The sequence below is a fragment of the Geobacillus sp. LYN3 genome, assembly GCF_003064505.1.
Lineage (GTDB): Bacteria > Bacillota > Bacilli > Bacillales > Anoxybacillaceae > Parageobacillus_B > Parageobacillus_B toebii.
The window spans coordinates 2,229,336-2,252,117 of record NZ_QCWL01000001.1; the positions used below are offsets into that span (position 1 = coordinate 2,229,336).

At 42.6% G+C, this 22,782-nt stretch carries 27 protein-coding genes; 6 read left to right on the forward strand and 21 right to left on the reverse strand.

Annotation, left to right across the window (positions count from 1 at the left end; translation table 11 throughout):
- Positions 1-303: 303 nt before the first annotated feature.
- The gene (locus tag DCC82_RS11600) at positions 304-771 is read left to right on the forward strand and encodes an Hsp20/alpha crystallin family protein (protein WP_062678502.1); all 468 of its coding nucleotides are present in this window, start codon (positions 304-306) and stop codon (positions 769-771) included.
- 21 nt (positions 772-792) lie between these two features.
- Entirely contained in the window at positions 793-999 is a 207-nt protein-coding gene (locus DCC82_RS11605) for a hypothetical protein (protein WP_158268586.1), read from the forward strand.
- Positions 1,000-1,034: 35 nt separating this feature from the next.
- Here the strand turns inward: DCC82_RS11605 and DCC82_RS11610 are convergent, their stop codons facing one another.
- Entirely contained in the window at positions 1,035-1,373 is a 339-nt protein-coding gene (locus tag DCC82_RS11610; protein WP_097354673.1) for a YppG family protein, read from the reverse strand.
- A gap of 170 nt (positions 1,374-1,543) precedes the next feature.
- Here DCC82_RS11610 and DCC82_RS11615 point away from each other — a divergent pair, with 170 nt between their 5' ends.
- Both DCC82_RS11615 and DCC82_RS17685 read left to right on the forward strand, forming a co-directional pair.
- Positions 1,544-1,744, forward strand: a complete 201-nt coding sequence (locus tag DCC82_RS11615; RefSeq protein WP_097354674.1) for a YppF family protein — start codon at positions 1,544-1,546, stop codon at positions 1,742-1,744.
- Between the two features lie 83 nt (positions 1,745-1,827).
- Complete coding sequence (locus DCC82_RS17685) at positions 1,828-1,998, forward strand: hypothetical protein (protein ID WP_162839696.1); 171 nt, start codon at positions 1,828-1,830, stop codon at positions 1,996-1,998.
- 43 nt (positions 1,999-2,041) lie between these two features.
- Here the strand turns inward: DCC82_RS17685 and DCC82_RS11620 are convergent, their stop codons facing one another.
- Both DCC82_RS11620 and DCC82_RS11625 read right to left on the reverse strand, forming a co-directional pair.
- Entirely contained in the window at positions 2,042-2,410 is a 369-nt protein-coding gene (locus DCC82_RS11620; protein WP_062678507.1) for a YppE family protein, read from the reverse strand.
- A 62-nt stretch (positions 2,411-2,472) separates the two neighbouring features.
- Positions 2,473-2,721, reverse strand: a complete 249-nt coding sequence (locus DCC82_RS11625) for a hypothetical protein (RefSeq protein ID WP_015864240.1) — start codon at positions 2,719-2,721, stop codon at positions 2,473-2,475.
- Between the two features lie 259 nt (positions 2,722-2,980).
- Here DCC82_RS11625 and recU point away from each other — a divergent pair, with 259 nt between their 5' ends.
- Both recU and DCC82_RS11635 read left to right on the forward strand, forming a co-directional pair.
- Positions 2,981-3,586: a Holliday junction resolvase RecU gene (recU, locus tag DCC82_RS11630; protein WP_081189457.1), complete on the forward strand. Its 606-nt coding sequence runs from the start codon at positions 2,981-2,983 to the stop codon at positions 3,584-3,586.
- A 36-nt stretch (positions 3,587-3,622) separates the two neighbouring features.
- Positions 3,623-6,361: a penicillin-binding protein 1A gene (locus DCC82_RS11635; RefSeq protein ID WP_097354675.1), complete on the forward strand. Its 2,739-nt coding sequence runs from the start codon at positions 3,623-3,625 to the stop codon at positions 6,359-6,361.
- A gap of 26 nt (positions 6,362-6,387) precedes the next feature.
- Here DCC82_RS11635 and DCC82_RS11640 read toward each other — a convergent pair whose 3' ends face one another.
- From DCC82_RS11640 to DCC82_RS11725, 18 genes are all read right to left on the reverse strand, one after another.
- Positions 6,388-6,894: a YpoC family protein gene (locus DCC82_RS11640; RefSeq protein WP_233252993.1), complete on the reverse strand. Its 507-nt coding sequence runs from the start codon at positions 6,892-6,894 to the stop codon at positions 6,388-6,390.
- On the reverse strand, positions 6,875-7,546 hold the full coding sequence (nth, locus tag DCC82_RS11645) for an endonuclease III (RefSeq protein ID WP_097354677.1): 672 nt from the start codon (positions 7,544-7,546) through the stop codon (positions 6,875-6,877). The genes DCC82_RS11640 and nth overlap by 20 nt, the downstream gene beginning before the upstream one ends.
- A gap of 59 nt (positions 7,547-7,605) precedes the next feature.
- Positions 7,606-8,313, reverse strand: coding sequence for a DnaD domain-containing protein (locus DCC82_RS11650; RefSeq protein WP_097354678.1), 708 nt, complete (start codon positions 8,311-8,313; stop codon positions 7,606-7,608).
- A gap of 65 nt (positions 8,314-8,378) precedes the next feature.
- On the reverse strand, positions 8,379-9,671 hold the full coding sequence (gene asnS, locus DCC82_RS11655; RefSeq protein WP_097354679.1) for an asparagine--tRNA ligase: 1,293 nt from the start codon (positions 9,669-9,671) through the stop codon (positions 8,379-8,381).
- A gap of 147 nt (positions 9,672-9,818) precedes the next feature.
- On the reverse strand, positions 9,819-11,009 hold the full coding sequence (locus tag DCC82_RS11660; RefSeq protein ID WP_015864247.1) for a pyridoxal phosphate-dependent aminotransferase: 1,191 nt from the start codon (positions 11,007-11,009) through the stop codon (positions 9,819-9,821).
- A gap of 21 nt (positions 11,010-11,030) precedes the next feature.
- Positions 11,031-11,513, reverse strand: a complete 483-nt coding sequence (locus DCC82_RS11665) for a cell wall elongation regulator TseB-like domain-containing protein (RefSeq protein ID WP_015864248.1) — start codon at positions 11,511-11,513, stop codon at positions 11,031-11,033.
- Between the two features lie 6 nt (positions 11,514-11,519).
- Positions 11,520-11,690 (reverse strand): YpmA family protein, encoded by a 171-nt coding sequence (locus tag DCC82_RS11670; RefSeq protein WP_015864249.1) that lies wholly within the window; start codon positions 11,688-11,690, stop codon positions 11,520-11,522.
- 285 nt (positions 11,691-11,975) lie between these two features.
- On the reverse strand, positions 11,976-14,741 hold the full coding sequence (gene dinG, locus DCC82_RS11675; protein WP_097354680.1) for an ATP-dependent DNA helicase DinG: 2,766 nt from the start codon (positions 14,739-14,741) through the stop codon (positions 11,976-11,978).
- Between the two features lie 77 nt (positions 14,742-14,818).
- Entirely contained in the window at positions 14,819-15,202 is a 384-nt protein-coding gene (panD, locus tag DCC82_RS11680) for an aspartate 1-decarboxylase (RefSeq protein WP_015864251.1), read from the reverse strand.
- Between the two features lie 42 nt (positions 15,203-15,244).
- A complete protein-coding gene (gene panC, locus DCC82_RS11685) occupies positions 15,245-16,093 on the reverse strand; it encodes a pantoate--beta-alanine ligase (protein WP_062678515.1) in 849 nt (282 codons plus the stop codon).
- The gene (panB, locus tag DCC82_RS11690) at positions 16,090-16,929 is read right to left on the reverse strand and encodes a 3-methyl-2-oxobutanoate hydroxymethyltransferase (protein WP_097354681.1); all 840 of its coding nucleotides are present in this window, start codon (positions 16,927-16,929) and stop codon (positions 16,090-16,092) included. The genes panC and panB overlap by 4 nt, the downstream gene beginning before the upstream one ends.
- A 263-nt stretch (positions 16,930-17,192) precedes the next feature.
- Positions 17,193-18,182 (reverse strand): biotin--[acetyl-CoA-carboxylase] ligase, encoded by a 990-nt coding sequence (locus DCC82_RS11695; RefSeq protein ID WP_097354682.1) that lies wholly within the window; start codon positions 18,180-18,182, stop codon positions 17,193-17,195.
- Positions 18,140-19,354 carry a CCA tRNA nucleotidyltransferase gene (locus tag DCC82_RS11700; protein WP_062752700.1) on the reverse strand — a complete coding sequence of 405 codons (1,215 nt, stop codon included), beginning with the start codon at positions 19,352-19,354 and terminating at the stop codon, positions 18,140-18,142. The genes DCC82_RS11695 and DCC82_RS11700 overlap by 43 nt, the downstream gene beginning before the upstream one ends.
- A gap of 4 nt (positions 19,355-19,358) precedes the next feature.
- On the reverse strand, positions 19,359-20,486 hold the full coding sequence (gene bshA / locus DCC82_RS11705; RefSeq protein WP_015864256.1) for an N-acetyl-alpha-D-glucosaminyl L-malate synthase BshA: 1,128 nt from the start codon (positions 20,484-20,486) through the stop codon (positions 19,359-19,361).
- A gap of 2 nt (positions 20,487-20,488) precedes the next feature.
- Positions 20,489-21,199, reverse strand: a complete 711-nt coding sequence (gene bshB1 / locus DCC82_RS11710) for a bacillithiol biosynthesis deacetylase BshB1 (RefSeq protein ID WP_097354683.1) — start codon at positions 21,197-21,199, stop codon at positions 20,489-20,491.
- Positions 21,189-21,611 (reverse strand): methylglyoxal synthase, encoded by a 423-nt coding sequence (gene mgsA, locus DCC82_RS11715; RefSeq protein WP_015864258.1) that lies wholly within the window; start codon positions 21,609-21,611, stop codon positions 21,189-21,191. Before mgsA ends, bshB1 begins: the two co-directional genes overlap by 11 nt.
- Before the next feature lie 26 nt (positions 21,612-21,637).
- Positions 21,638-22,438, reverse strand: coding sequence for a 4-hydroxy-tetrahydrodipicolinate reductase (dapB, locus tag DCC82_RS11720; RefSeq protein WP_015864259.1), 801 nt, complete (start codon positions 22,436-22,438; stop codon positions 21,638-21,640).
- Positions 22,438-22,776 (reverse strand): nucleotide pyrophosphohydrolase, encoded by a 339-nt coding sequence (locus tag DCC82_RS11725; protein WP_015864260.1) that lies wholly within the window; start codon positions 22,774-22,776, stop codon positions 22,438-22,440. Before DCC82_RS11725 ends, dapB begins: the two co-directional genes overlap by 1 nt.
- Between the last annotated feature and the right edge of the window lie 6 nt (positions 22,777-22,782).

Genomic DNA, 22,782 nt, shown 5'->3' on the forward strand with positions numbered 1-22,782 from the left:
ATACTAAAAATATAAACCCCGCCTTCCTCCACAGCTAAAGCAGTGGGCTTCCGGCGGATGTTCTCGTGAAAACAAAATAAGTAATAAAAATGGCGATTGCAGAAAGAAAAGTAAGCTTCCATTTTAATGAGACGTTTTCCGATCAAAAAAGTTTCATGACCGCATCACATATCCAGCGCCTCGTACTGTTTGGATATAACGTTCTTTGTCGGTTTCATCAAGTAAAAATAAGAGTGACTTTTTTCCATTACTGCACATACATTTAAACTAAGGAATGCCATGCGAAAGGAGGGCTATGGGGGAATGAGCGATCATTTTCAGCCGCCGATGAAAAAAGAGGGAAATAGTAACCCGCTCCAACATTTATGGGAAATGGTCGACCAATTTTTTGATGAACGACCGTTAAAAAAAATGATGGAAACGCTCGATGAATACTTCCAGAAAACGCTTTCCCACACCTATATTCCAATTGATGTTCGCGAAACGAAAGACGAATATACGATTATCGCTCATCTTCCTAATGTAAAACGAAACCAGATTCAGCTGGAATTTATCGATAATCATTTACAGCTTATCATCCAAAATAATGAAATGATCGAATCAATAGACGAACAAAGTCATTTTTATCAACGACGACGAATGCATCAACATATTGCTCGCGTAATCCCATTGCCTTACGCAGTAAGTGAAAAAGAAGTAAAGGCGTCATGGAAAAACGGCAAACTGATCATCCGGCTGCCGCAAAAGCGAAAATATATCGATATCGAATAAGAAAAAGGGCATGTCCAAAAAATGGGCAGCCCTTTCTTATATTATGAATTTTTATGTGATTTACTTCCGTATTCATACAAAAGTGAAGGCGAATTCGTCCGCGACCTGTCGCAAAAAGAAGCCGCTTTTTTAGACCGCATTTTGCCTCATGAAATTCGCTACGCGATGGATGAGCACGATTTTGAGCGAGTATATCAATTAAATGAAGTGTATGAGCTGCTCATTTAAAAAGCAAACTCCTCCACGAACGTCCGCGGAGGAGTTTACTTTTTAAATGTGTTAATTAATCCTTTAAGCACCCCGTTTACTTGATTAACGGTATTAATCATTTGCCCCATGGTGTTCATCATTTTATTAATATCATATGTGCCATCGGATTTTTTAAACTGTGCCATTAACGACTGAATACCAGGTGATGGCGGTGTTAACAAAGGACCAGGTTTTGGGTATGGCGCAGGGTACGGAGACACAGCGGTATGTTGATGATGCCCGATCGGCAAATAGCTAGGAAACGGCGGGGCATATGGATATGGATGCCACGCATGGTGATATGGCGCATAATGAGAAAATGGCGTGGATAAAGGACGTGGATATCGATACATACATCTACTCCCCCCAATTTCTAGGCTGACATAGTATATGTGCAAAAACAGATGAACGTGAGGATGGACATGTCATGAATTGTCTGAAGTTTTAATTTTCCGAATTTAAAAAAATACCATCTTCTTATGGTACTATTATTTATATATAAAAGGGGAAGGGGGAAAGCAGGATGAACATGGCAGAATTAAAAAACAAATTTATCGCAGTAAAAGACTATGAACCGACTGATATGAATGAGTTGCTTTGTTTTACGCGCCAAATGTATTTGCGCGGAGAGATCACGATTGCACAGTACCGCGATCTTGTTCGTGAATTGGAACTTGCTGGTGCTTATAAACCAGATAATAAAAACGAATATATCAGCTTATAAATCCTGAGAGGGTTGCTTTTCCCTTTCTTTTTTTGTATACTTCTCTTTTTTTTTTGCCAAAGTAATAACAAGGGGTGTTTGCAATGGGTAGAGGCGTCCATTTTCAACATAAGCTAAAAGGCCATGACCATGAGAAACCGAAGCATGGAAACAATGTTTCGCCAAAAGCGACAGAGCGCGTCGAATATGAAATTGGAACCGTCGCAACAGAAAACAGCGGTCCTGTTTCTGTAAAGGTGAAAAAAGATTTATAATAAAAAAGCTGTCTTCTTTTACATCGAAGACAGCTTCCGTCTATCATTGCTGAACGCTCTCTTCTAAGCGTTCTTCGATAAGCAACAACGTATATTCAATCGATCGGCAAAATTGCTTGATGCGCCGATGTGGGACCGATGGATAAAATGCTTCCACACATATTTTTTCGATATTTTCTCCTGCCGTTTCAATTTGTACTTCGTAAATATGCTTTGGTCGTACTTTTTTCACCCATAAAAGCGCCATTTGTTTCCATTCGTCTACTACTTGTTTTACTTGATCAGCAAATGGCTTTACCTCTTCAAAAAAATCCGGTTCCTTTTGTTGCTCTTGAGCTTGCTGAGAAATGTATAGCAATTGCTTATTGTAGTCCAATAACTTTTCTGTCAACACTTTTAACTGCTTTTCCATGGCGATTTCCCTCCAAGCGTCCTTTTTTACTATACCATACCTTTTACGCTGAAGGGAAAAACTTACACAAAGTAAAGCTTTGAAGCAAATGGAAGTGATGGATCCTCTCCTTCCGCAAAATCATCTAATTGCTCTTCGACATTCGCCAATTGTTGCTCTAATCGCTCAAACTGTGTTTGGTTTTGTTCATAACGCTCCTCAATGATATCTTCGATCACTTTTTCCATTTTGGCGTCTACTTGCTGTATTAATTGGAAAATTTCATATAGTTGTTTTTCCACTTCCTCTTTTTTGGCCCACCGCTGATCCACTGTTATCTCCTCCCATCTTCATGATGATAATCAATTCGCGATAAAACCTTGACTCCCTTCCTATATGACAAAACTAGAACTATTTCGGCAAAGAAAGTGTCCGCAATCATTACTTCGAACAATTTCGACATATGTAAAATACGGTCAAGAAAAAAAATTGTCTGCGTAATCATGTATGTGAAAGGATGAATTGAGACGCTTATTGCACCCGTTTCTCGATTTCCTATGGTATAATAGAAAACATTCAAAGGAGATGAAGATTATGTTTAAATATCCTGGAGGCAAAACGTATGAAACAAAACAAATAAACAAGCCGATTCATCCATTTCAGACAAACTACGGAAATCGGGGAATGACGCTAGAAGAAGATTTGAATGCAACAAACGAATATTACCGCGAACACGGGATTGCCGTCATTTATAAAAAACCGACGCCGGTGCAAATCGTTCGTGTCGACTACCCAAAACGAAGTGCCGCAGTCATTAAAGAAGCATATTTTAAACAAGCATCCACCACTGACTACAACGGTGTATATCGTGGGAAATACATTGATTTTGAAGCAAAAGAAACGAAAAATAAAACATCGTTTCCATTAAAAAATTTCCATGAACACCAAATTCATCATATGCAACAAGTATTGCGGCACGGGGGAATTTGTTTTGTCATTTTGCGTTTTACTACACTGAATGAAGTTTATCTTCTTGATGCGAACCATTTGATTATGTTTTGGGAACAACAACGATCAGGAGGAAGAAAATCCATCCCAAAACGAGAAATCGAACGGTACGGCCATTACATTGCACTTGGCTACCAACCGAGAATTGATTATATTAGTGTAGTAGAAAAAGTCTACTTTTCTCATTAACAGATGTAAATTTCATAAGAAAGGCAGGATTCGCTTATGTCTGGTGAATATCGTTCTCGTGTGGAACGAAAACAAGCATCCAAGCGAGCAAAGCAAAAGAAAGCGAAAAAACAAAAAGGTACATCACTCTTTAAAAAATTAACGGTTGCTGTCTTATTGTTCATGATGATAGGAATGGTGGGAGGAATTGCTACATTTGCCTATTTCATTAAAGATGCGCCGCCGTTTGATGAAGCAAAAATTAAAGACCCTTTATCATCCACTGTTTATGACATGAATGGCCGTAAAGTGGCGGAGCTCGGCGGTTACAAACGAACCTATATTTCTTATAAAGATATTCCAAAAGTGTTAGAAAACGCTGTTTTGGCGACAGAAGACGTTCGCTTTTACAAGCATCACGGCGTGGATTTTATCCGGCTTGCCGGCGCTGTTGTTGCTAACATAAAAGAAGGGTTTGGGGCCGAAGGCGGAAGCACGATCACTCAGCAAGTCACCAAACTTACTTTCTTATCACGGGAAAAAACGTTAAAACGAAAAGCGCAAGAATTATGGCTTTCCCTTCGTTTGGAACAAAAGTATTCGAAACAGGAAATTTTAGAAATGTATTTAAATAAAGTTTATTACTCAGACAGCATTTATGGCGTGGCTAGAGCCACGGAATATTATTTTGGAAAGACGGATTTAAAAGACTTGACGCTTCCTGAAGCGGCTTTGCTTGCGGGAATGCCGCAAAGCCCAAACAACTACAACCCATATGACCATCCGGAAGCTGCGAAAAAGCGCCGGGATCTTGTGTTATCGCTAATGGCAAAACATGGCTTTATCACAAAAGAGGAAGCGGAAAAAGCAAAGCAAGTACCGATCAAATCGATGCTGGTTGAACGAAAAAAACATGATAACTCTATTCCGTATGACTCGTTTATCGATGAAGTTATTAAAGAAGTTACCGATCAAGCGAATGTTAACGTGTTTGAAGACGGATTAAAAATTTATACAACGCTAGACCAAGATGCGCAAAAACATGTGGAGGATTTATTAAATTCCGATACGTTGTTTACAGATAAAAAAGACTTGCAGTCGGCAATCGCGCTAGTTGATACAAAAACAGGCGAAATTCGCGCGCTTGGCGGCGGACGCCATCGCGAAAAGGTAACGTTTGGGTTTAACTATGCGATTCAACCAGTCGGTCAGCCTGGGTCATCCATTAAGCCAATTTTAGATTACGGTCCGGCAATTGAATACTTAAAATGGTCGACTGCCCATCAAATCGTCGATGAACCATACTCTTACTCTAACGGAAAGCCGATACGAAATGCTGATAGAAAATATTTAGGTCCGATGACCATACGCTATGCTTTGGCAAAATCCCGCAACATTCCAGCGTTAAAAGCGCTTCAAGCTGTTGGAAAAGAGCGTGCAAAAGAATTTGCTAACAGACTCGGCATGGGATTGGACGAAGTGCATGAAGCGTATGCGATCGGCGGATTGGAAAACCGTGTTTCTCCATTGCAAATGGCTGGAGCTTATAGTGCTTTTGGCAATAATGGGGTATATATTAAGCCGCACGCTGTCACGAAAATCGTCTTTCCGGACGGCACAGAGATGAACTTAAAACCAAAACCGAAAAAAGTGATGAAAGATTATACAGCGTACATGATTACAGATATGTTAAAATCGGTTGTCCAATACGGAACGGGTACGCTTGCGAACGTTCCAGGGCTTCATGTTGCCGGCAAAACGGGAACAACGAACTATCCTAGCGAAGTGGCGAGAAAATACGATCTATCTGAACGCGCCGTACCGGACAGCTGGTTTGTCGGCTATACACCAAACTATACGGCAGCGGTTTGGACCGGATTCAGCAAACGCAGCAGCACCGCTGATTTATCACAATACGAGCAGAAGATTTCACGCCTTTTATTTAAACAGGTCATTTCCTACGTAGATGATGGCGGCAGCGATTTTAAAATGCCGAATAGCGTTGTAAAACTGCCGATTAAAAAAGGCACTAATCCGCCAAAACTAGCAAGCAAATATACGCCAGAAAGCGAAATTAGTTACGAATGTTTCGTCAGAGGAACGGAACCGACAGAAACAGCGAAAGACGAACAGGAAACATTGCCATCAGTAACGAATTTGCAAGCGGCGTATAACGCGGAAACAAACTCCATTTCTGTTTCATGGAACTATAGCAACGACAACGCCATCTTTGAAGTTCGTATAAAAAATGACAAAGGCGAGCAAAATGTCGTTACGACAAGAGAAAAAGCGATTACTGTCAATAATCCAACACCAGGCACTTACACATTCGCCGTTTACGCAAAAGATGGAAAAATCCAAAGCAGACCAGCATTGACTAGCGTACGAGTGCCAGGGGAAGAACAAAACCAACAAGGAGAGGAAAATCAAGATCAAACTTCTCCTTCTGATCAAACAAATCAAGGTGAAAATATCGAACAACAACCAAATGAAAATAATAATAATGGAACTAACGAGGACAGCAATAACAATGATAATAGCAATAATAATGGCAATTCTGATGGCACTACTTCCCCGACGCCGCCATCTACCAATCCGACAACTCCTCCGCCGCAAAATAATAACAACAATGGCGGAGGAAACAATGGAAATACCCCGCCTAACAACGGGGGAAATAACGGCAATACCCCTCCTAATGGGGCAAATAATGGTAATACTCATAATACCCAGCATAACAACGCTATTGGAACCAATCCTTATCGTTCCAATGTCATAAAACAAGAAAGTGAAAATTAAAAAACAATAACAAAAGGATGTCTCGCCTATCGAGACATCCTTTTGTTTATTGCCATTTGTTTGTACGCTAATTTTGCCGTTTCCTCCAATAATTCGCTCAACTGAATAAATGAATGATATATATCACAACGGTCAAAAACAAATTGAAGTCGTTCCGGACAATTTACCGGCTTCAGCGGCAGCGCACGTATTTCTTCTTGCCAATGACGCACGTTTTTTACTCGCTTTCCGTTCAGCCAAAATAAACAGGAAAGCAAATAAGAAAGCCCCCGGATCATCGGAGCGCGAGCAGAGCGGCGGTCGCGTTTGGCAAAACAGCCCTCTAACATTTCTTTCTCCTCATTCCACAACTGAAGCACTGCAGGAATCGATTGTTCGATATTGCTCCAAGGAAACGGTTCGCGTTCGATCATATCATAATAAAAATAAACGATTTTCATCATATGCGGAAAAGGCTTCTCATCTTTTATTTTCATGACTTCTCCTTCACGAAAAAACAATGGATGCACAAACTCATTTGGTATGCGCATCATTTGTCCCCCTTTTGCGCATTCGCTTTTTCCCTTCCCGGCATAAATCAAGAAGCGGACAAACGTGACATTGCGGAGACTGCGCTTTACAATGATAACGGCCGAAAAAAATCATGCGATGATGTGTAATCGACCATTCTTCTTTCGGAATTTTTTTCATTAACGTTTCCTCGACTTCCAATACGGAAGCATCCCATCGGCAAAAACCGAGCCGTTTGCTGACGCGCTCGACATGCGTATCCACAGCAATTGCGGGTATACCAAAGGCGACAGAAACAACCACGTTCGCCGTTTTCCGTCCGACTCCCGGTAATTTCATTAGCTCATCGCGATCTTTCGGCACTTCTCCATTATATTTTTCCATTAATATCGCGCATAATTTTTGAATATTTTTCGCTTTGTTGCGATAAAGACCAATCGAGCGAATATCTTGCTGCAGTTCTTCAAGCGGGACAGCCACATAGTCTTCCGGAGTTTTATACTTTTCAAATAAACGTTTCGTTACTTTATTGACTAATGCGTCCGTACATTGGGCGGATAAGACGACAGCAATTAATAACTCAAACGGATTCCGGTGCACTAACTCACAATGTGCGTCGGGAAACATTTCTCCCATTTTATCTAGACAATAGCGAATTTGTTGTTTCGTAAGCATCCATCTTCTCCTTTCTCCTGTCCTACTTGCAAAGAAAAACGAGAGACAACGCCTCTCGCTTACGAGTCCAGCCAATTAAAAAATGGAATCGTTTGTTTATACTCATTTTGCACAGGTTGTATCGATTTGGCTGACTGCTGATGTTTTCGGAATTTTCTTCCGTAATTTTGCGCCTGCTCGATCGTGCGAATTCCATTCTTTTTCCATTCAAATAAAATACGGTCAATATAACGGAAGTTTAATTTTCCTGATAACACCGCCTCACGAAGCGCCGCTTTAATGATGAGCGGACTATGTCCGTCCTGGTCAATCCACATCGATAATGTTTCACATTCAAACGGAGAGAGCGGGCGGCCAAACTCTTGTTCAAACACGGTATACAAACTTTGCTCTTCCTCTTGCCGCTCTTGTTTTTCTTCTTTAAGCGACTCGGCGTATAAATAATGAACAAGCTTTTCCCAAAGCGGCTGCAGCGAATATTTTTCACTGCGAATCTCCCGCTCATCCATATGCTCTTCAATCGAAATAAACCCTTTTTGCAGCAATTTACGAAGCATTTCCATGCACTCGGAAGGAGTGACCGTCATTTTTTCGGCTAACTCAGCTGGAGTAGGAAATAAAATTCCTTCTTCGATAAAGGAATGCATATGTAATAATAGCACGAATTCTGTTTCAGACAAACCGAGATGTTTATAGTGATTCAACAATAATTTTGGAATGGCAAAACTTCCTTGTGACAGCCATTCGACCATTTTCTTTTTATCCATACGGATGCACCTCAATTATAGTATAGCATAATGAGATAAAAAAACCCCCTTTTCGGGGGATTTCTTTACGGATAAAGACGGTTCAACAAACGCGGGAACGGAATCGTTTCGCGAACATGATCGACGCCGCAAATCCAAGCAACCGTGCGTTCAAGTCCTAAACCGAATCCAGAGTGAGGAACGGAACCGTACTGACGCAACTCTAAATACCACTTGTACGCTTCCATCGGCAGGTTATGCTCTTCAAGGCGCTGCTTTAACAATTCATAGTCATGGATACGCTCTGAGCCACCAATAATTTCTCCGTAGCCTTCCGGCGCAATTAAGTCCGCGCATAACACGACCTCTGGACGCTTTGGATCCGGCTGCATATAAAACGGTTTTAATGTGGTTGGATAATGCGTAATAAATACAGGCTTGTCAAAACTTTCGGCAATCGTTGTTTCATGCGGCGCGCCAAAATCGTCGCCCCACTGAATGTCGTTAAACCCTTTTTCATGCAAAAGTTGTATCGCCTCATCATATGTAATGCGCGGGAATGGAGGTTTAACAAGCTCGAGCTTTGCCGTGTCACGTCCTAACGTCTTTAACTCCAATTGGCAATTTTTCAATACAGACTGAACAATATACGAAACGTATTCCTCTTGAAGTTTTAAGTTATCTTCGAATTCATAAAACGCCATTTCCGGTTCAATCATCCAAAATTCAATTAAATGGCGGCGCGTTTTGGATTTTTCGGCACGAAATGTCGGGCCGAACGAAAATACTTTACCGAGCGCCATTGCCGCTGCTTCCATGTATAGTTGGCCGCTTTGTGACAAATAGGCGTCCTCATCAAAATATTTCGTATGAAATAATTCCGTCGTTCCTTCCGGCGCACTGCCAGTCAAAATTGGCGGATCGACTTTCACAAAGCCATGATTGTTGAAAAATTCATATGTTGCGCGAATCACTTCATTACGAATTTTCATAATCGCGTGCTGACGGCGCGACCGAAGCCAAAGATGGCGATGGTCCATTAAAAACTCTACGCCGTGTTCTTTCGGAGTAATCGGATAATCAACCGCTTCATGGATAATTTCTAAGTTTGTTACGGAAAGTTCATAACCGAATGGAGAACGTTCATCGATACGCACCGTTCCTGTGACGTATAACGATGTTTCTTGCGTGATGGATTTGGCAATCTTAAAAACGTCCTCTGTTACGTTTGCTTTTTCGACAACTCCTTGAATAAAACCTGTTCCATCACGCAATTGCAAAAAGGCTATTTTTCCACTAGAACGCTTGTTGGCAAGCCAAGCGCCAATGGTTACTTCTTGTCCTACGTAATTTTTTACTTCTGCAATTGTTGTTTTCACGTACTTTTCCCTCCAACATCTGTTGCAACGCAATGTATGTAGCACAATCATTCAATATTATACATTTCGACAAAAATAGAGGCAATAGAAAAGGAGCGGAGCTGCGTTAGAAAAGCGGCTCTGCCAATAAGCAAAGCCGCTTTTTGATCATGAGCGCTGAAGTTTTTGTTCCATAAATTGTTTAATGCGTTTCACTGCTTCTTCCAACACATCAAGCGAAGTTGCATAAGATAGACGGACGTTGTCCGGCGCACCAAATCCAGATCCTGGAACAAGCGCAACATTTGCTTCTTCTAACAACGCTTTAACCAATTCGTCCACCGTATCATAACCAGCCATTTCCGCAGCTTGACGAGCGTTCGGGAACAAATAAAATGCTCCTTGTGGTTTAACGCAAGTAAACCCCGGAATTTGAATCAGTTTTTCATAAATGATATTTAACCGTTCTTCAAATGCTTTTCGCATTTCTTCCACCGGCTCTTGTGGTCCGCTGTACGCGGCAATTGCCGCATATTGCGCGATCGAGGTCGGATTTGATGTGCTATGGCTTGCAAGGTCGGTCATTGCCCGAATAATTTCTTTATTTCCAGCCGCGTATCCAATCCGCCACCCTGTCATCGAATGCGATTTGGAAACACCGTTAATCACGATCGTCTGCTCTTTTAACTCTGGCGACAACTGCGCAATGGATACGTGTTTTGCATTCCCGTACACTAATTTTTCATATATTTCGTCAGACACGATTAAAATATCGTGCTGCAAGCAAACTTCCCCAAGCGCTTTTAGCTCCTCTTCCGTATAAATCATTCCCGTTGGATTGCTTGGCGAATTAATAATCACTGCTTTTGTCCGGTCGGTAATCGCCGCTTTTAACTGTTCTGGCGTAATTTTAAAGTGATTCTCCTCTAGCCCCTCGACGTAAACGGGTACACCGCCGGCAAGCTTCACTTGCTCTGGATAGCTAACCCAATATGGAGTCGGGATGATCACTTCATCCCCTTCGTCTAAAATAACTTGAAACAATGTATACAACGCGTGTTTTGCTCCGACACAAACGATAATTTCTGACGGCTCATAATGAAGCTGCTGGTCTTTTTCGAATTTCTTAATAATTTCCTCCTTTAGAGCCGGCAGGCCTCCTGATGGCGTATATTTCGTATGCCCTTCATTCATCGCTTTTACGGCTGCGTCGATAATATGCTGAGGCGTGTTAAAGTCCGGCTCGCCTGCCCCTAAGCCGATCACGTCATAGCCTGCTGCTTTTAGTTCTTTTGCTTTTGCCGTAATCGCCAATGTCGTGGATGGTGTAAGTGAAGCAACCCGCTTTGCAAGTTTCATCGTTTCTTCCCCCTAATTACGTCATTGTTGAAAACTGTACCTCTTTAGAAATGTCCCGTCAGTAAAACTTAAGTAGTAAAACGAATAGCGATTATATTGATCGATATATGTCAACTCCCAAAGAGGTACACCCTTTTCCATGCCAAGCTTAGCGGAAATGAGCTTTTTCGGATGACGCTCCGCTTTTAATTTCGCAATCGCTTCTGCTTCCGTAATGCCGCTTTCCGCTCGTTTGACAACGATATTTCCTTTTTTTTCAGGAACCCAAGCAATATATTTTTCCCCTTGCTTATTCTTGCCGATAAACACAATATAAGTTTTTTCACCGTAGTATGTATAAGTGCGCTCGATATGCGTGAAAGCAATTTTTTCTTTCGCACGTTCTAATGCCTTTTCTTCCAACGACTGTTTCGGCTTCAAGGCATCTTGATAAACAGAAATCGCCTGCCAAACTCCAAGACATAAAAAAATGAAGATGAAAACACCCCATTTTTTCATTTCCATCACATCTTACGTACGATAAATCGTAAAAATAGCCTGTTTTTTATCCTTTTCATCCAAAGCTAATCCAAACATAAGATTATTTCGTTTCAACGTTCGGTTCAGGCAATCAACAATTTTGTATAAATCATCAGAATGTTGAATTTTTACGGTAGCAAGCACTTCAATTTTACTTTCCATGATATTGCTTCCTCCTGTGCGACACAAATTTTGTTACTTATACAAATAAGGTACAACGGCAACAATACAAATACAACAACAATATGACATGTTGTATTTCTTCACTATTATAACAGGTTTACCTGTTTATTTCATAAAAAATTGCCCGCCTACACCACACATATTTTTAACAGGCGCCTTGCTTTTGCATCTATATGCGTGCGGCAAGGCGCTTTTTCCAGCTATTTGCCGAATAAATTGGACCAGTCAGTTTAGCTATAGATTACGCCATTTTCCGTCCATTTATCATAGCCATTTTTCAAGTTTTTGCAAAAGTTGATCAAGCGATTCTTCACAGATCGTAAGCGACGGCAACGAGTTTAAAAAGTATTTTCCATATGAAGCAGATGTAAGCCGGCGATCAAAAACAAATATCGCACCCTTATCTTTTTTCGTTCGAATTAGTCTTCCAAAACCTTGTTTAAAGCGAAGTACAGCCTCCGGAAGAGACAACTCGTAAAAAGGATTCCCGCCTTTGGCGCGAATATACTCGCTTTTTGCTTCGATCACTGGATCATCTGGCGGTGCAAATGGCAAACGGACAATCACTACTACCGACAACTCATCACCAGGCAAATCGACACCTTCCCAAAAATTGCTTGTTCCAAACAAAATAGCTTGATCAAACTGTTGAAACGCTTTTGTCAGTTTTGTCGCACTCCCGCTTTGTACCCCTTGCGCAATCAATACATAATCTTCATTCCGTTCCTCCATCTTCATCGCGTTCGCCGTCAATTTAAGCAATTCGTATGACGTAAAGAGAACAAGCATTTTTCCTTTGATTCGCTTAGCAATTTGTGCCACCCCTTCAGCAACTACGGCAGCATATTCTTCCAAAGATACAGAAGAAATCGGCGGAAAATCGCTTGGAATCATTAACATTGCCTGTTCTTTATACGAAAACGGAGACGGAATCGTTTGGCAAATCGGATAAAAATCGCTTAATCCAAAACGGGATATTATATATGCAAAGCTGCCATTCATCGTTAATGTCGCCGAGGTAAGCACAATACTTTTTTTCGGCATAAACAGCCGTTCGGCAAAAAATTCATCCAACTGAATGGGCTGTGAGTAAACAGCCGTTGCATTAGCTGCTCCTTTTTCTTCCGCTTCAATCCACCGGACCACCATTGGGTCATCGCTTTCGATTAAATCGTATAATGTATCAATGATTTGGTTCAAGGATGAAACGTCGGAAAAATAGGAATAGGGCTGGGCAGATATGGATGATTCCATGTTGTTTTCTGAAAAAAACGTTTGCAACTGTTTTGTTTCATCGACAAGGTTGGCAACATGGCCGCGGATGCGCCAAAGCAATTCTTTCATTGCACTCCATTGGCGGCCGCTTTCTTTTTGTGGTTCAAATCGGTAGCGGCAGCGTCCAGATTCCGCTGATTTCCTTTCTAATGCATAACGGCGTATCATGCGAAACAGTTCATCACACTCAAACTGAAGTTCTTCTACAAGCTGCCCGCAGCGAAAAAAATGATCATCCGCATTCCAATGGCGCCCGGCAAATAATTTCATTAATTTTGCGAGCGAACCATTTTCATTCACTTTTCCAATTCTTGTTAGTATTAAACGAATCGAAACATAATCCACTTGCTGTCCAAAATAATGGGACGCTACCTCTTCTAAATGATGCGCTTCATCCATAATCATATGCTCATAATCAGGCAGAAGCGGAGTAGAAGCAGTAACATCATGCAATAAAAAAGCGTGATTCGTAATCACAATATGAGCTTCTTCCGCTCGCTGCTTCGCTCTCCAAAAGAAATTATATTTTCCGCCATTATCTTCTTCATCCATAACTAACAGCGGCCAAAATAAACGCGCGCCGGACGATGCATTCAATTCATCCATATCTCCCGTTTCCGTTTGCGTCAACCAAACAAGAAGCTGACATTTTAATAACACAACATCGTAATTTTGATGATGTTCCTGCAAAAAAGCGATGAACTTGTCCAATGAAAGATAATTGCGCTTTCCTTTCAGCACCGCTACGCGAAGCGGAAACGGAACGACCTCTTTTAAAAAAGGAATATCCCGTTCAAGAAGTTGCTGTTGCAACTGAAGCGTATGTGTACTAATCACAACACGTTTTTGCTGTTCATATGCAAAAAAAGCGCTTGGAATTAAATACGCCAGCGATTTGCCAATTCCTGTCCCCGCTTCGATTAAAGCGTGCTGAGACGTTTCGAGCGCCTCATAAACGAGCTTCATCATTTCCCATTGCCCATCTCGTCTTTCATAATGATCAAGCGGAAGCGTATGCGGGCCAGCAAAAAACGCGGCAAATGAGGCGTCTTTATGATGATCTTCCTCTTTTCTTTGCATCGAAACAGGTTTTTTCAGCGCAATGCCGCGGTAAAATATATACGACTTTTCATCCGCTAAAGACGCCATCTTTTCCATAATGATATTGTCTAACAATGGATATAAATCACTTTTAAGATAAGGAGACAATCTCTTTAGATGCTGCAATGTTATAAACGGCAGTTGACGCAAACGGTTCAGTAACGCAATGAACAATTTCGCTGTCACTTCCGCATCGCTATCGGCTTGATGCGGCTGGTCATGGTCAATATGCAGCTGTTTTGCTAAATCTCCTAATTTATAGCTTTCGGCAGTCGGAAAGACAATGCGGGCAAGTTCAACCGTATCAATCGTCGGTCCTGAAAACGGAGGCAATCCTGCCATATGCAATTCTTCCTGCAAAAACTGCAAATCAAATGCAACATTATGAGCAACAAAATAAGACTGTTGCAACATGTCAGCCACTTTTGCAGCTTCCTCAGCAAAACTAGGTGCATCCGCGACCATTTGTTCAGTAATATTTGTTAATTGCTGAACAAATGGAGGAATGTCTCGTTCTGGATTAAAAAAACTAGAGAAACGATCAACAATTTGCCCGTTCTCAATGACCACCATGCCAAGCTGAATGATGCGGTCGCCTTTTTTCGGAACATTCCCCGTTGTTTCTAAATCAATAATGACAAAACGGTCTTTCATGTTGTCACCTCAAAATAAAAAAACGTAACGAGAGGGGACTTTTCGCTCTCGAAACAGCCCCCTCTCCCTTTCTTTTATTATAAAACCGTATGTGCTGGCTCTTCGACAATTAGCTGCTGAATGCGATTGTTTTCATCCATAATAGCGATTTTCGGACGATGCTGGGCAATTTTTTCCTCAGGAACGATCGCATAAGAAATAACAATAATGATATCACCCTTTTGCACAAGACGAGCAGCTGCGCCATTTAAACAAAATACTCCGCTGCCGCGTTCACCAGGAATAATATATGTTTCAAATCGCGCCCCGTTATTATTGTTGACAATTTGCACTTTTTCATTAGGCACCATGCCGACCGCATCTAAAATATCGGCATCGATCGTAATGCTGCCAACGTAGTTCAAATTTGCTTCTGTTACACGTGCGCGATGAATTTTCGCGTTCATTAATGTACGAAACATGAAGAAATCCCCTCCTAAAGAAAGCAAATAGCAAAATCATAATTACACGATGTCCAGTGTAATATTATCGATGAGGCGAGCGCTTGCAAAGCGAACCGCAACCGCGATAATCACTTTTCCATGCAGCTTTTCAAGCGGCTTTAAATCTGGGTAAGAATAAACTTCTACATAATCAATCTCTGCATGTGTATGTGTTTGAATATAATTTTTCACTAATGCACAAATCGTCTCTGGATTGCGCTCTCCGTTCTCAATCGCTGTTTTTGCCTGCTGCAGCGCTTGATATAACGCCGGCGCCTCCTTCCGTTCTTCCGGCGATAAGTAAACATTACGAGAGCTTTTTGCAAGGCCGTCTTCTTCGCGAACGGTCGGCACAGCCACTAATTCGATCGGAAAATGAAAATCCCGAATAAGTCCATCCACAACAGCAACTTGCTGCGCATCCTTCATTCCAAAATAAGCACGGGTCGGCATGACAATATGAAATAATTTCGTTAAAACGGTAGCCACTCCATCGAAATGACCGGGTCTTGATTTTCCGCAAAGCACACCAACGCGTTCTTTCACGGTCACTTGTACGCTCAATGGGTGTGGATACATTTCCTCTACACTGGGGCAGAAGAAAACGTCTACACCGTTTTCTTTTGCAATGCGCTCATCACGTTCTATATCGCGCGGGTATCGCGCAAAGTCTTCATTTGGACCGAACTGAAGCGGATTCACAAAAACGCTTAATGCAACGATATCATTTTCCTCGCGCGCCTTTTTTAACAGAGCAATATGCCCCTCATGCAAATACCCCATCGTCGGTACAAAACCGATCGTTTTTCCTTCAAGGCGATATTGCTGCATCATGGTTTGCATATCCTGTATTTTCGTTGTCACAATCATGTTCGTTTTCCCCCATATAGCGCAATCCATTCTTCTTCTTTCATCGTAAACATATGAGTGGCTTCTGGAAACTGCCGTAATTTCACATCAGCGATGTAATTTGCGAGCGCGTGAGAAATGGTTTCTTGAATATTAGCGTATTTTTTTACAAATTTTGGAACACGATCTACCCCATATCCAAGAACATCATGATATACTAGCACTTGGCCATCCACTTCGTCACCAGCGCCGATACCGATCGTTGGAATCGTCAACTGTTTCGTTATTTCCGCGGCAATTTGTTTCGGCACACATTCCAAAACGAGGGCGATTGCGCCGGCTTCCTCGCATAACTTAGCGTCTTCTATTAATTTTCGTGCGCTTTCCGCATCTTTTCCCTGCACTTTATAACCACCAAGCACTCCAACAGACTGCGGAGTAAGTCCAAGATGGGCAACAACTGGAACCCCTGCTTTTGTAAAGGCGCGAATCACGTTTACAACATCATCGGCGCCTTCCACTTTCACTGCGTTCGCTCCTGATTCTTGCATTATGCGTTGAGCATTGCGGAGCGCTTCCTCCATGGATAAATGATAAGACATAAACGGCATATCGGTTACGATAAACGTATTCGGCGCTCCGCGACGAACCGCTTTCGTATGATGAATCATATCTTCGATGGTAACAGGTATCGTTGAATCATACCCTAAAACGACCATTCCGAGCGAATCGCCGACTAAAATCATGTCAACACCCGCCGCCTCCGCCAGTTTCGCCGACGGGAAATCGTAAGCAGTCAGCATGACAATTGGTTCATTTTCTTGCTTCATTTTGAAAAAATCGGTTTTCGTTTTCATTATCTATTCCCTCCTCTTTTGTCGCAGAGGAGATGAATCACCGAACAAAAAAACCTTCTTTCTCTACCTTGAGAAAGAAGGACGCTTATCGCAGCAATCGGCTGAGTTCATCCCTCTGTCCAAGTCCTTCTAAGGATCAAGGCAGATCGTTTTTTATTTGATTGTTCCTTCTTGCCCGGTGCAGTTCTTTCGCAAAAGATACTGCCCATTTCCTTATTCGTTTGTATTTTAACAAAATTGCCACAATTTTTCTAGATGAATGTTTATAATTGAATATCGGCAGAGTGAATATAATGGATATGTTTTTCTTCATCTTCAAGCATAAGCACACCTTCATCGGTAATGCCCAGTGCAATTCCTTTGATCGTCCCGTTTAACGTTCGGGCGGTAATTTCTTTTCCGATGCTTGTCGCATATCCTTCCCATAATAGTTTAATGGGACGGAAGCCGTATTGTAAATACTGTTGATATAATCTTTCAAGCCGCAGCAGAATTTCTTGGACCAGCTGTGCACGTTGAATGCGCTCCCCTTTTTCAATGGCGAGCGATGTAGCAATCGTGCGAATTTCTTCTGGAAATTGATCCAATGTTTGGTTGACATTAATGCCCATGCCGATAATCACCGAATGAATCCGATCAGGGTCTGCTTGCAGTTCCGTTAAAATACCGACACACTTTTTTCCATTGATTAAAATATCGTTCGGCCATTTAATGTCCGGGACGATGTTCGCTTTTTCTTGGATCGCTTGCGCAATCGCAACTGCTGTTAACAAAGTAAGCTGCGGCGCTTTTTGCGGCGGAATTGGCGGACGCAAAATGAGACTCATCCATATTCCCGTTCCTTTTGGAGAAAACCATTTGCGGTCCATCCGTCCGCGTCCCGCCGTTTGCTGTTCCGCGATCACAAGCGTCCCTTCTTTTGCTCCTTCATACGCAAGGCGCAAAGCGATCTTTTGCGTAGATGTTACTTCCTCTTCAAAATGAATATAGCGGCCGAACGCTTCCGTCTTTAAACCAAGTTGAATTTCATTTGCTGTCACTTTATCAGGAGTTTTTACAATGCGGTAGCCGAGACGGCGCACCGCTTCTAATTCAAACCCTTCTTTCCGCAATTCTTCGATATGTTTCCAAACAGCCGTACGTGAACAACCTAGCACTTCACTAATTTTTTGTCCAGAAATAAAATCTCCATTCGCCTCTGAAAATAGCTCTAACAATTTTCTCCGCGTATCAGATTGCGATGAATGAGCCATTCGTGAATCCGCTCCTTATGATTATCTACTTCTCCATGAATAACCGCTCGTTCAATGAGTGTCAATATCTCTTTTACCCAAGGCCCTCCCGGTTTGCCAAACCATTTCATGATGTCGTTTCCGCTTACTGCTAATTCTTTCTTTGTTTTAATCGGAAGAGACATAAACAATTCGTTCAATTTCTTTCGATGTTCCTCCACATTTTCGCCGCTTGCCACTGAACGAATCGTTTCCGCGGCAATCGCATGCTCAAGTCCGAATTCAAATAATCGTTCTTTCGTCCAATCACTGCTCGAAGGAATCGTTTGTAAAATCCGTAACGCCATCTCCACTTCTTTGATCAGCCGATTCGGCAGCTTCCACGCTCGTAAAAAGTCAGCGGCCGAATCGACGCAAAGGATATAGCATAAAAATCCCCACCGCTGTCCGCGTGAATCGAGCAGCCTCCAATTATAGCGGGCAGCTGCCTGCAATTCATTCTCTTTGTCACGCAGCATCGGTAAATATAAAAACAACCCTGTTTCTACTAGTAAAGACAAAGCTCGGCTGGCAAACGGACCCTCAAGCAGCTTTTCAAACTCCATCGTCATCCGTTCCACCGAAATATGGGCAAGAAGCGCAGCGTTTTCTATAATCGCCTGCTTTGTTTCTTCATCAAGGGAAAATCCTAATTGACCAACAAACCGGATCGCGCGCATCATCCTTAACGCATCTTCTGAAAAACGCGCTTTTGGATCACCGACCGTACAAATGATACGATTTGCAATCGCCTCTTGCCCGCCAAATGGATCGATCAACTTTCCTTCTGCATCCATCGCGATCGCATTCATCGTAAAATCACGGCGCTGTAAATCTTCATAAAGGGATCGGACAAACGTAACCGCCCCCGGCCGACGATAATCTTCATATTCACTTTCTGTTCGAAACGTTGTCACTTCGTAGGAAATTCCGTTATGAACAACCACTACCGTTCCATGTTGCGAACCGATATCAATCGTTTTCGGAAATAATTGCATCACTTCATCTGGCAGCGCGGATGTTGCAATATCAATATCGCCAATTTCTCGATTTAATAAAAGATCGCGCACCGCACCGCCTACAAAATACGCTTCATATCCGTGCTGCTGCAATGTTTGAATAATGCCGAGCGCTTTTTGAAATGGTTCTTTCATCACCTCACCCCTTTGCCAATGAAAAATAAATATCTTCATATTGTTCCACAATTTGTTCCGAATAAAATTTTTGATATACCGTTTGAACCGCCTGCTTGGCCATATACATGTGAAGATGTTTGTCTGTTAAAATGCGAAGCGCTTTATTTGCCACTTCTTCCACATTTCCAAGCTCACATAAAAACCCTGTTTTACCGTCTTCAATCACTTCAGGAATGCCGCCGATCGTCGTACCAATGCAAGGAACGCCGCAGGCCATCGCTTCTAATAGCACAAGACCAAAGCTTTCTTTTTCTGATAATAGCATCTTCACATCGCTAATCGAATATAATTCATCGAGCTTGTCTTGTTTTCCTAAAAAGCGTACATCATCACTAAGTCCAAGCTCTGTCACAAGGCGGCTGACGACAGTCATTTCCGGTCCATCGCCGACAAGCAGCAGTTTCGCAGGCAGATGCTTGCGAATGAGAGAAAAAGCGCGCACAACATCAGGAACCCGCTTGACTTTTCGAAAGTTGGATACATGAATGATGACTTTTTCGTTCTCATCAATCCCATATTCTTTCTTTAAATGATTGGCATTTTTTTTGTGATATACACGCTCGTCCACAAAGTTATAGACGGTTTGGATCGGTTTTTGTACGTCAAGAAGCTCATACGTCTGCTTGACAAGCGCATTCGAAACGGCGGTGACAACATCTGATTGTTCAATGCCAAATTTAATCATATCGCTCAACGATGGATCATATCCAAGCACCGTAATATCCGTTCCGTGCAATGTCGTAACAATCTTTAATTTCCCGCCTACCATTTGCTTCGCCAATACAGCGCAAACCGCATGCGGAACGGCATAGTGGGCATGCAACACATCGAGCCGCTCCCGCTTCGCCACTTCAGCAATTTTGCTTGCCAGAGCTAAATCATATGGCGGATATTGAAATACGGAATATTGATTGACGCCCACTTCATGATAATAAATGTTGCCATACACTTTATTGAGACGAAACGGCATGCTCGAAGAAATAAAATGAATTTCATGCCCTTTTTCTGCCAGCAATTTCCCTAATTCGGTCGCAACGACACCAGAGCCGCCTACTGTTGGATAACAAACAATCCCTATTTTTAGCTTCATTGTCACACTCCTAATAAATCATTGGCAATCTTAAGTGGTTTTTTTGCGAAAAATCCTTCCGCAAACATCACGCCAGCTTCTTTTCCTAATAACCGCTCGCGGCTTTCCACCATTTCAATATAGCCGTCTGTAAGCGGTGTATCGACAGATCCAGCCGCTTTTGTAAATTGGCTTTCATAGGAGCGCAAACTGGCTATTTTTTTGTCGATCGTATCACTAATATCGATGACAAAATGCGGGCGTTCCCACGCATTAATCATATAGTAATAGACGGAATGAACGCGATGTGCCGGCAAGTCCGGCTCTGTTTTATAGCGGCGGATGCCAGCGGAAAACACCGCCTCTTCCACAAGATGTGCGCAGCGGCCATGATCCGGATGCCGGTCCACCCAATAAGGGGCAAACACAACGCGCGGGCGGTATCGGCGAATTACTGAAACAATGCTTTTAACCGCTTCTTCTGTCACATATAAGCCGCGGTCCGGAAGGCCAAGATTTATTCTTGTAGCCACTCCTAATATATCCGCAGCCTCCCTTGCTTCTTTTTGCCGCAATTCCACCGTTCCGTTTGACGATAATTCGGCTAATGTTAAATCGCAAATGCCAATGCGATAGCCTTTTTCGGCATATTTGGCAATCGTTCCACCCATCCCGATTTCGACATCATCCGGATGGGCGCCGAACGCTAACATATGTAATTGCTCATAATCCATTTATTTCACCTTTTCTTCCACGAACAATGTTTCTCCATGCAAAATCGCCGCGCTCTAACCCTTTAATTAAAATTTCCGCCGTCCCCATATTTGTCGCAAGCGGCACCGAATATACATCGCATAAACGAATTAATGCGCTGACATCCGGCTCATGCGGTTGCGCGGTCAGCGGATCACGGAAAAATATCACCATATCCATTTCATTTCGGGCAATCATTGCGCCAATTTCTTGATCTCCACCATATGGTCCTGATTGAAAGCGATGCACTTTCAGTCCTGTCGCCTCTTGAATGCGAAGACCTGTTGTCCCGGTCGCATACAATTCATGCTGTTCTAAAATCGGCTGATAGGCAGTAACAAACTCAATCATATCCGCTTTCTTTTTATCATGCGCGATTAACGCGATCTTCACGATAGCACCCCCGCTTAGTGGCCGTTTTACTCGATAATGTGTTCCAAACCGTATACGAGCGTATGCAATTTCATGACTGTTTCTACTGACAATTTTACTCCAGACATGAACGAAGCGCGGTTGAACGAATCATGGCGAATCGTTAATGCTTGTCCATTTCCGCCAAAAATCACTTCTTGATGAGCGATAAGCCCCGGGAGGCGGACACTATGAATCGGTATGCCGTCATATGTCGCGCCGCGCGCTCCGGCAAGCGTCTCTTTCTCATCCGGATGGCCTTGTTTTTTTGTCGGGCGTACCATCGAAATAAGCTGTGCCGTTTTCACTGCGGTTCCGGATGGAGCATCGAGTTTTTGGTCGTGATGTAATTCGATAATTTCAACATCAGGAAAATATTTCGCCGCCATTTGCGCAAATTTCATCATTAAAATGGCCCCAATCGCAAAGTTAGGCGCAATGATCGCTCCAATTCCTTTTTCTTCCGCTAACGTGGTAAGACGTTGAATATCTTCATCCGTAAAACCGGTCGTGCCAACGACAGGACGGACTCCGTAGCGAAGCGCGATTTCAGCATGTTTTTTTCCTGCTTCCGGTGTCGTTAAATCGATGAGTACATCCGGTTTGATTTCTTCAAAACAGCGGGCAGCATCGGTATATATCGGGGCGTGAATGCCGGAAAATCCTTCGACATCCGCTAAATTTCCCCCGTCATTTTTACGGTCAATGACGGCAGCAAGCTGAAAATGATCGGTCTTTTGTACAAGGGAAACCGCTTCGCGTCCCATTCGGCCACGCGGACCGGCAATGACGATACGGATTGTCTCCATTATGCTTCCTCCTCTTCTTTTCGCGTCCAGCGGTTTTTATCACGGGTACGAAACTTTTCCATCACCATATCATGTGCTTGTTGCAAATCGATATGGAGAGAGTTGGCAAAACAGATAAGGACAAATAGCAAATCCCCTAGTTCTTCTTCAATGGTTTTTTCCTTTTCCGTCTGTTTTTTCGGCTTTTCGCCATAATAATGATTCACTTCCCGCGCCAATTCGCCAAGCTCTTCGGTAAGTCTCGCAAGCATGGCGAGCGGGCTGAAATACCCTTCTTTAAATTGGCTAATATATTCGTCTACCTCTTGTTGCAGCTGCTTCATCGTCTTTTCTTGCATAAACGT

What these genes read in the sequence shown, in the direction of transcription:
- DCC82_RS11600 (WP_062678502.1), top strand. Translation starts at nt 304, where the DNA reads ATGAGCGATCATTTTCAGCCGCCGATGAAAAAAGAGGGAAATAGTAAC.
- DCC82_RS11605 (WP_158268586.1), top strand. Translation starts at nt 793, where the DNA reads ATGGGCAGCCCTTTCTTATATTATGAATTTTTATGTGATTTACTTCCG.
- DCC82_RS11610 (WP_097354673.1), bottom strand. Translation starts at nt 1,373, where the DNA reads ATGTATCGATATCCACGTCCTTTATCCACGCCATTTTCTCATTATGCG.
- DCC82_RS11615 (WP_097354674.1), top strand. Translation starts at nt 1,544, where the DNA reads ATGAACATGGCAGAATTAAAAAACAAATTTATCGCAGTAAAAGACTAT.
- DCC82_RS17685 (WP_162839696.1), top strand. Translation starts at nt 1,828, where the DNA reads ATGGGTAGAGGCGTCCATTTTCAACATAAGCTAAAAGGCCATGACCAT.
- DCC82_RS11620 (WP_062678507.1), bottom strand. Translation starts at nt 2,410, where the DNA reads ATGGAAAAGCAGTTAAAAGTGTTGACAGAAAAGTTATTGGACTACAAT.
- DCC82_RS11635 (WP_097354675.1), top strand. Translation starts at nt 3,623, where the DNA reads ATGTCTGGTGAATATCGTTCTCGTGTGGAACGAAAACAAGCATCCAAG.
- DCC82_RS11640 (WP_233252993.1), bottom strand. Translation starts at nt 6,894, where the DNA reads ATGATGCGCATACCAAATGAGTTTGTGCATCCATTGTTTTTTCGTGAA.
- nth (WP_097354677.1), bottom strand. Translation starts at nt 7,546, where the DNA reads ATGCTTACGAAACAACAAATTCGCTATTGTCTAGATAAAATGGGAGAA.
- DCC82_RS11650 (WP_097354678.1), bottom strand. Translation starts at nt 8,313, where the DNA reads ATGGATAAAAAGAAAATGGTCGAATGGCTGTCACAAGGAAGTTTTGCC.
- DCC82_RS11660 (WP_015864247.1), bottom strand. Translation starts at nt 11,009, where the DNA reads ATGAAACTTGCAAAGCGGGTTGCTTCACTTACACCATCCACGACATTG.
- DCC82_RS11665 (WP_015864248.1), bottom strand. Translation starts at nt 11,513, where the DNA reads ATGGAAATGAAAAAATGGGGTGTTTTCATCTTCATTTTTTTATGTCTT.
- DCC82_RS11670 (WP_015864249.1), bottom strand. Translation starts at nt 11,690, where the DNA reads ATGGAAAGTAAAATTGAAGTGCTTGCTACCGTAAAAATTCAACATTCT.
- dinG (WP_097354680.1), bottom strand. Translation starts at nt 14,741, where the DNA reads ATGAAAGACCGTTTTGTCATTATTGATTTAGAAACAACGGGGAATGTT.
- panD (WP_015864251.1), bottom strand. Translation starts at nt 15,202, where the DNA reads ATGTTTCGTACATTAATGAACGCGAAAATTCATCGCGCACGTGTAACA.
- panC (WP_062678515.1), bottom strand. Translation starts at nt 16,093, where the DNA reads ATGATTGTGACAACGAAAATACAGGATATGCAAACCATGATGCAGCAA.
- panB (WP_097354681.1), bottom strand. Translation starts at nt 16,929, where the DNA reads ATGAAAACGAAAACCGATTTTTTCAAAATGAAGCAAGAAAATGAACCA.
- DCC82_RS11695 (WP_097354682.1), bottom strand. Translation starts at nt 18,182, where the DNA reads ATGGCTCATTCATCGCAATCTGATACGCGGAGAAAATTGTTAGAGCTA.
- DCC82_RS11700 (WP_062752700.1), bottom strand. Translation starts at nt 19,354, where the DNA reads ATGAAAGAACCATTTCAAAAAGCGCTCGGCATTATTCAAACATTGCAG.
- bshA (WP_015864256.1), bottom strand. Translation starts at nt 20,486, where the DNA reads ATGAAGCTAAAAATAGGGATTGTTTGTTATCCAACAGTAGGCGGCTCT.
- bshB1 (WP_097354683.1), bottom strand. Translation starts at nt 21,199, where the DNA reads ATGGATTATGAGCAATTACATATGTTAGCGTTCGGCGCCCATCCGGAT.
- dapB (WP_015864259.1), bottom strand. Translation starts at nt 22,438, where the DNA reads ATGGAGACAATCCGTATCGTCATTGCCGGTCCGCGTGGCCGAATGGGA.
- DCC82_RS11725 (WP_015864260.1), bottom strand. Translation starts at nt 22,776, where the DNA reads ATGCAAGAAAAGACGATGAAGCAGCTGCAACAAGAGGTAGACGAATAT.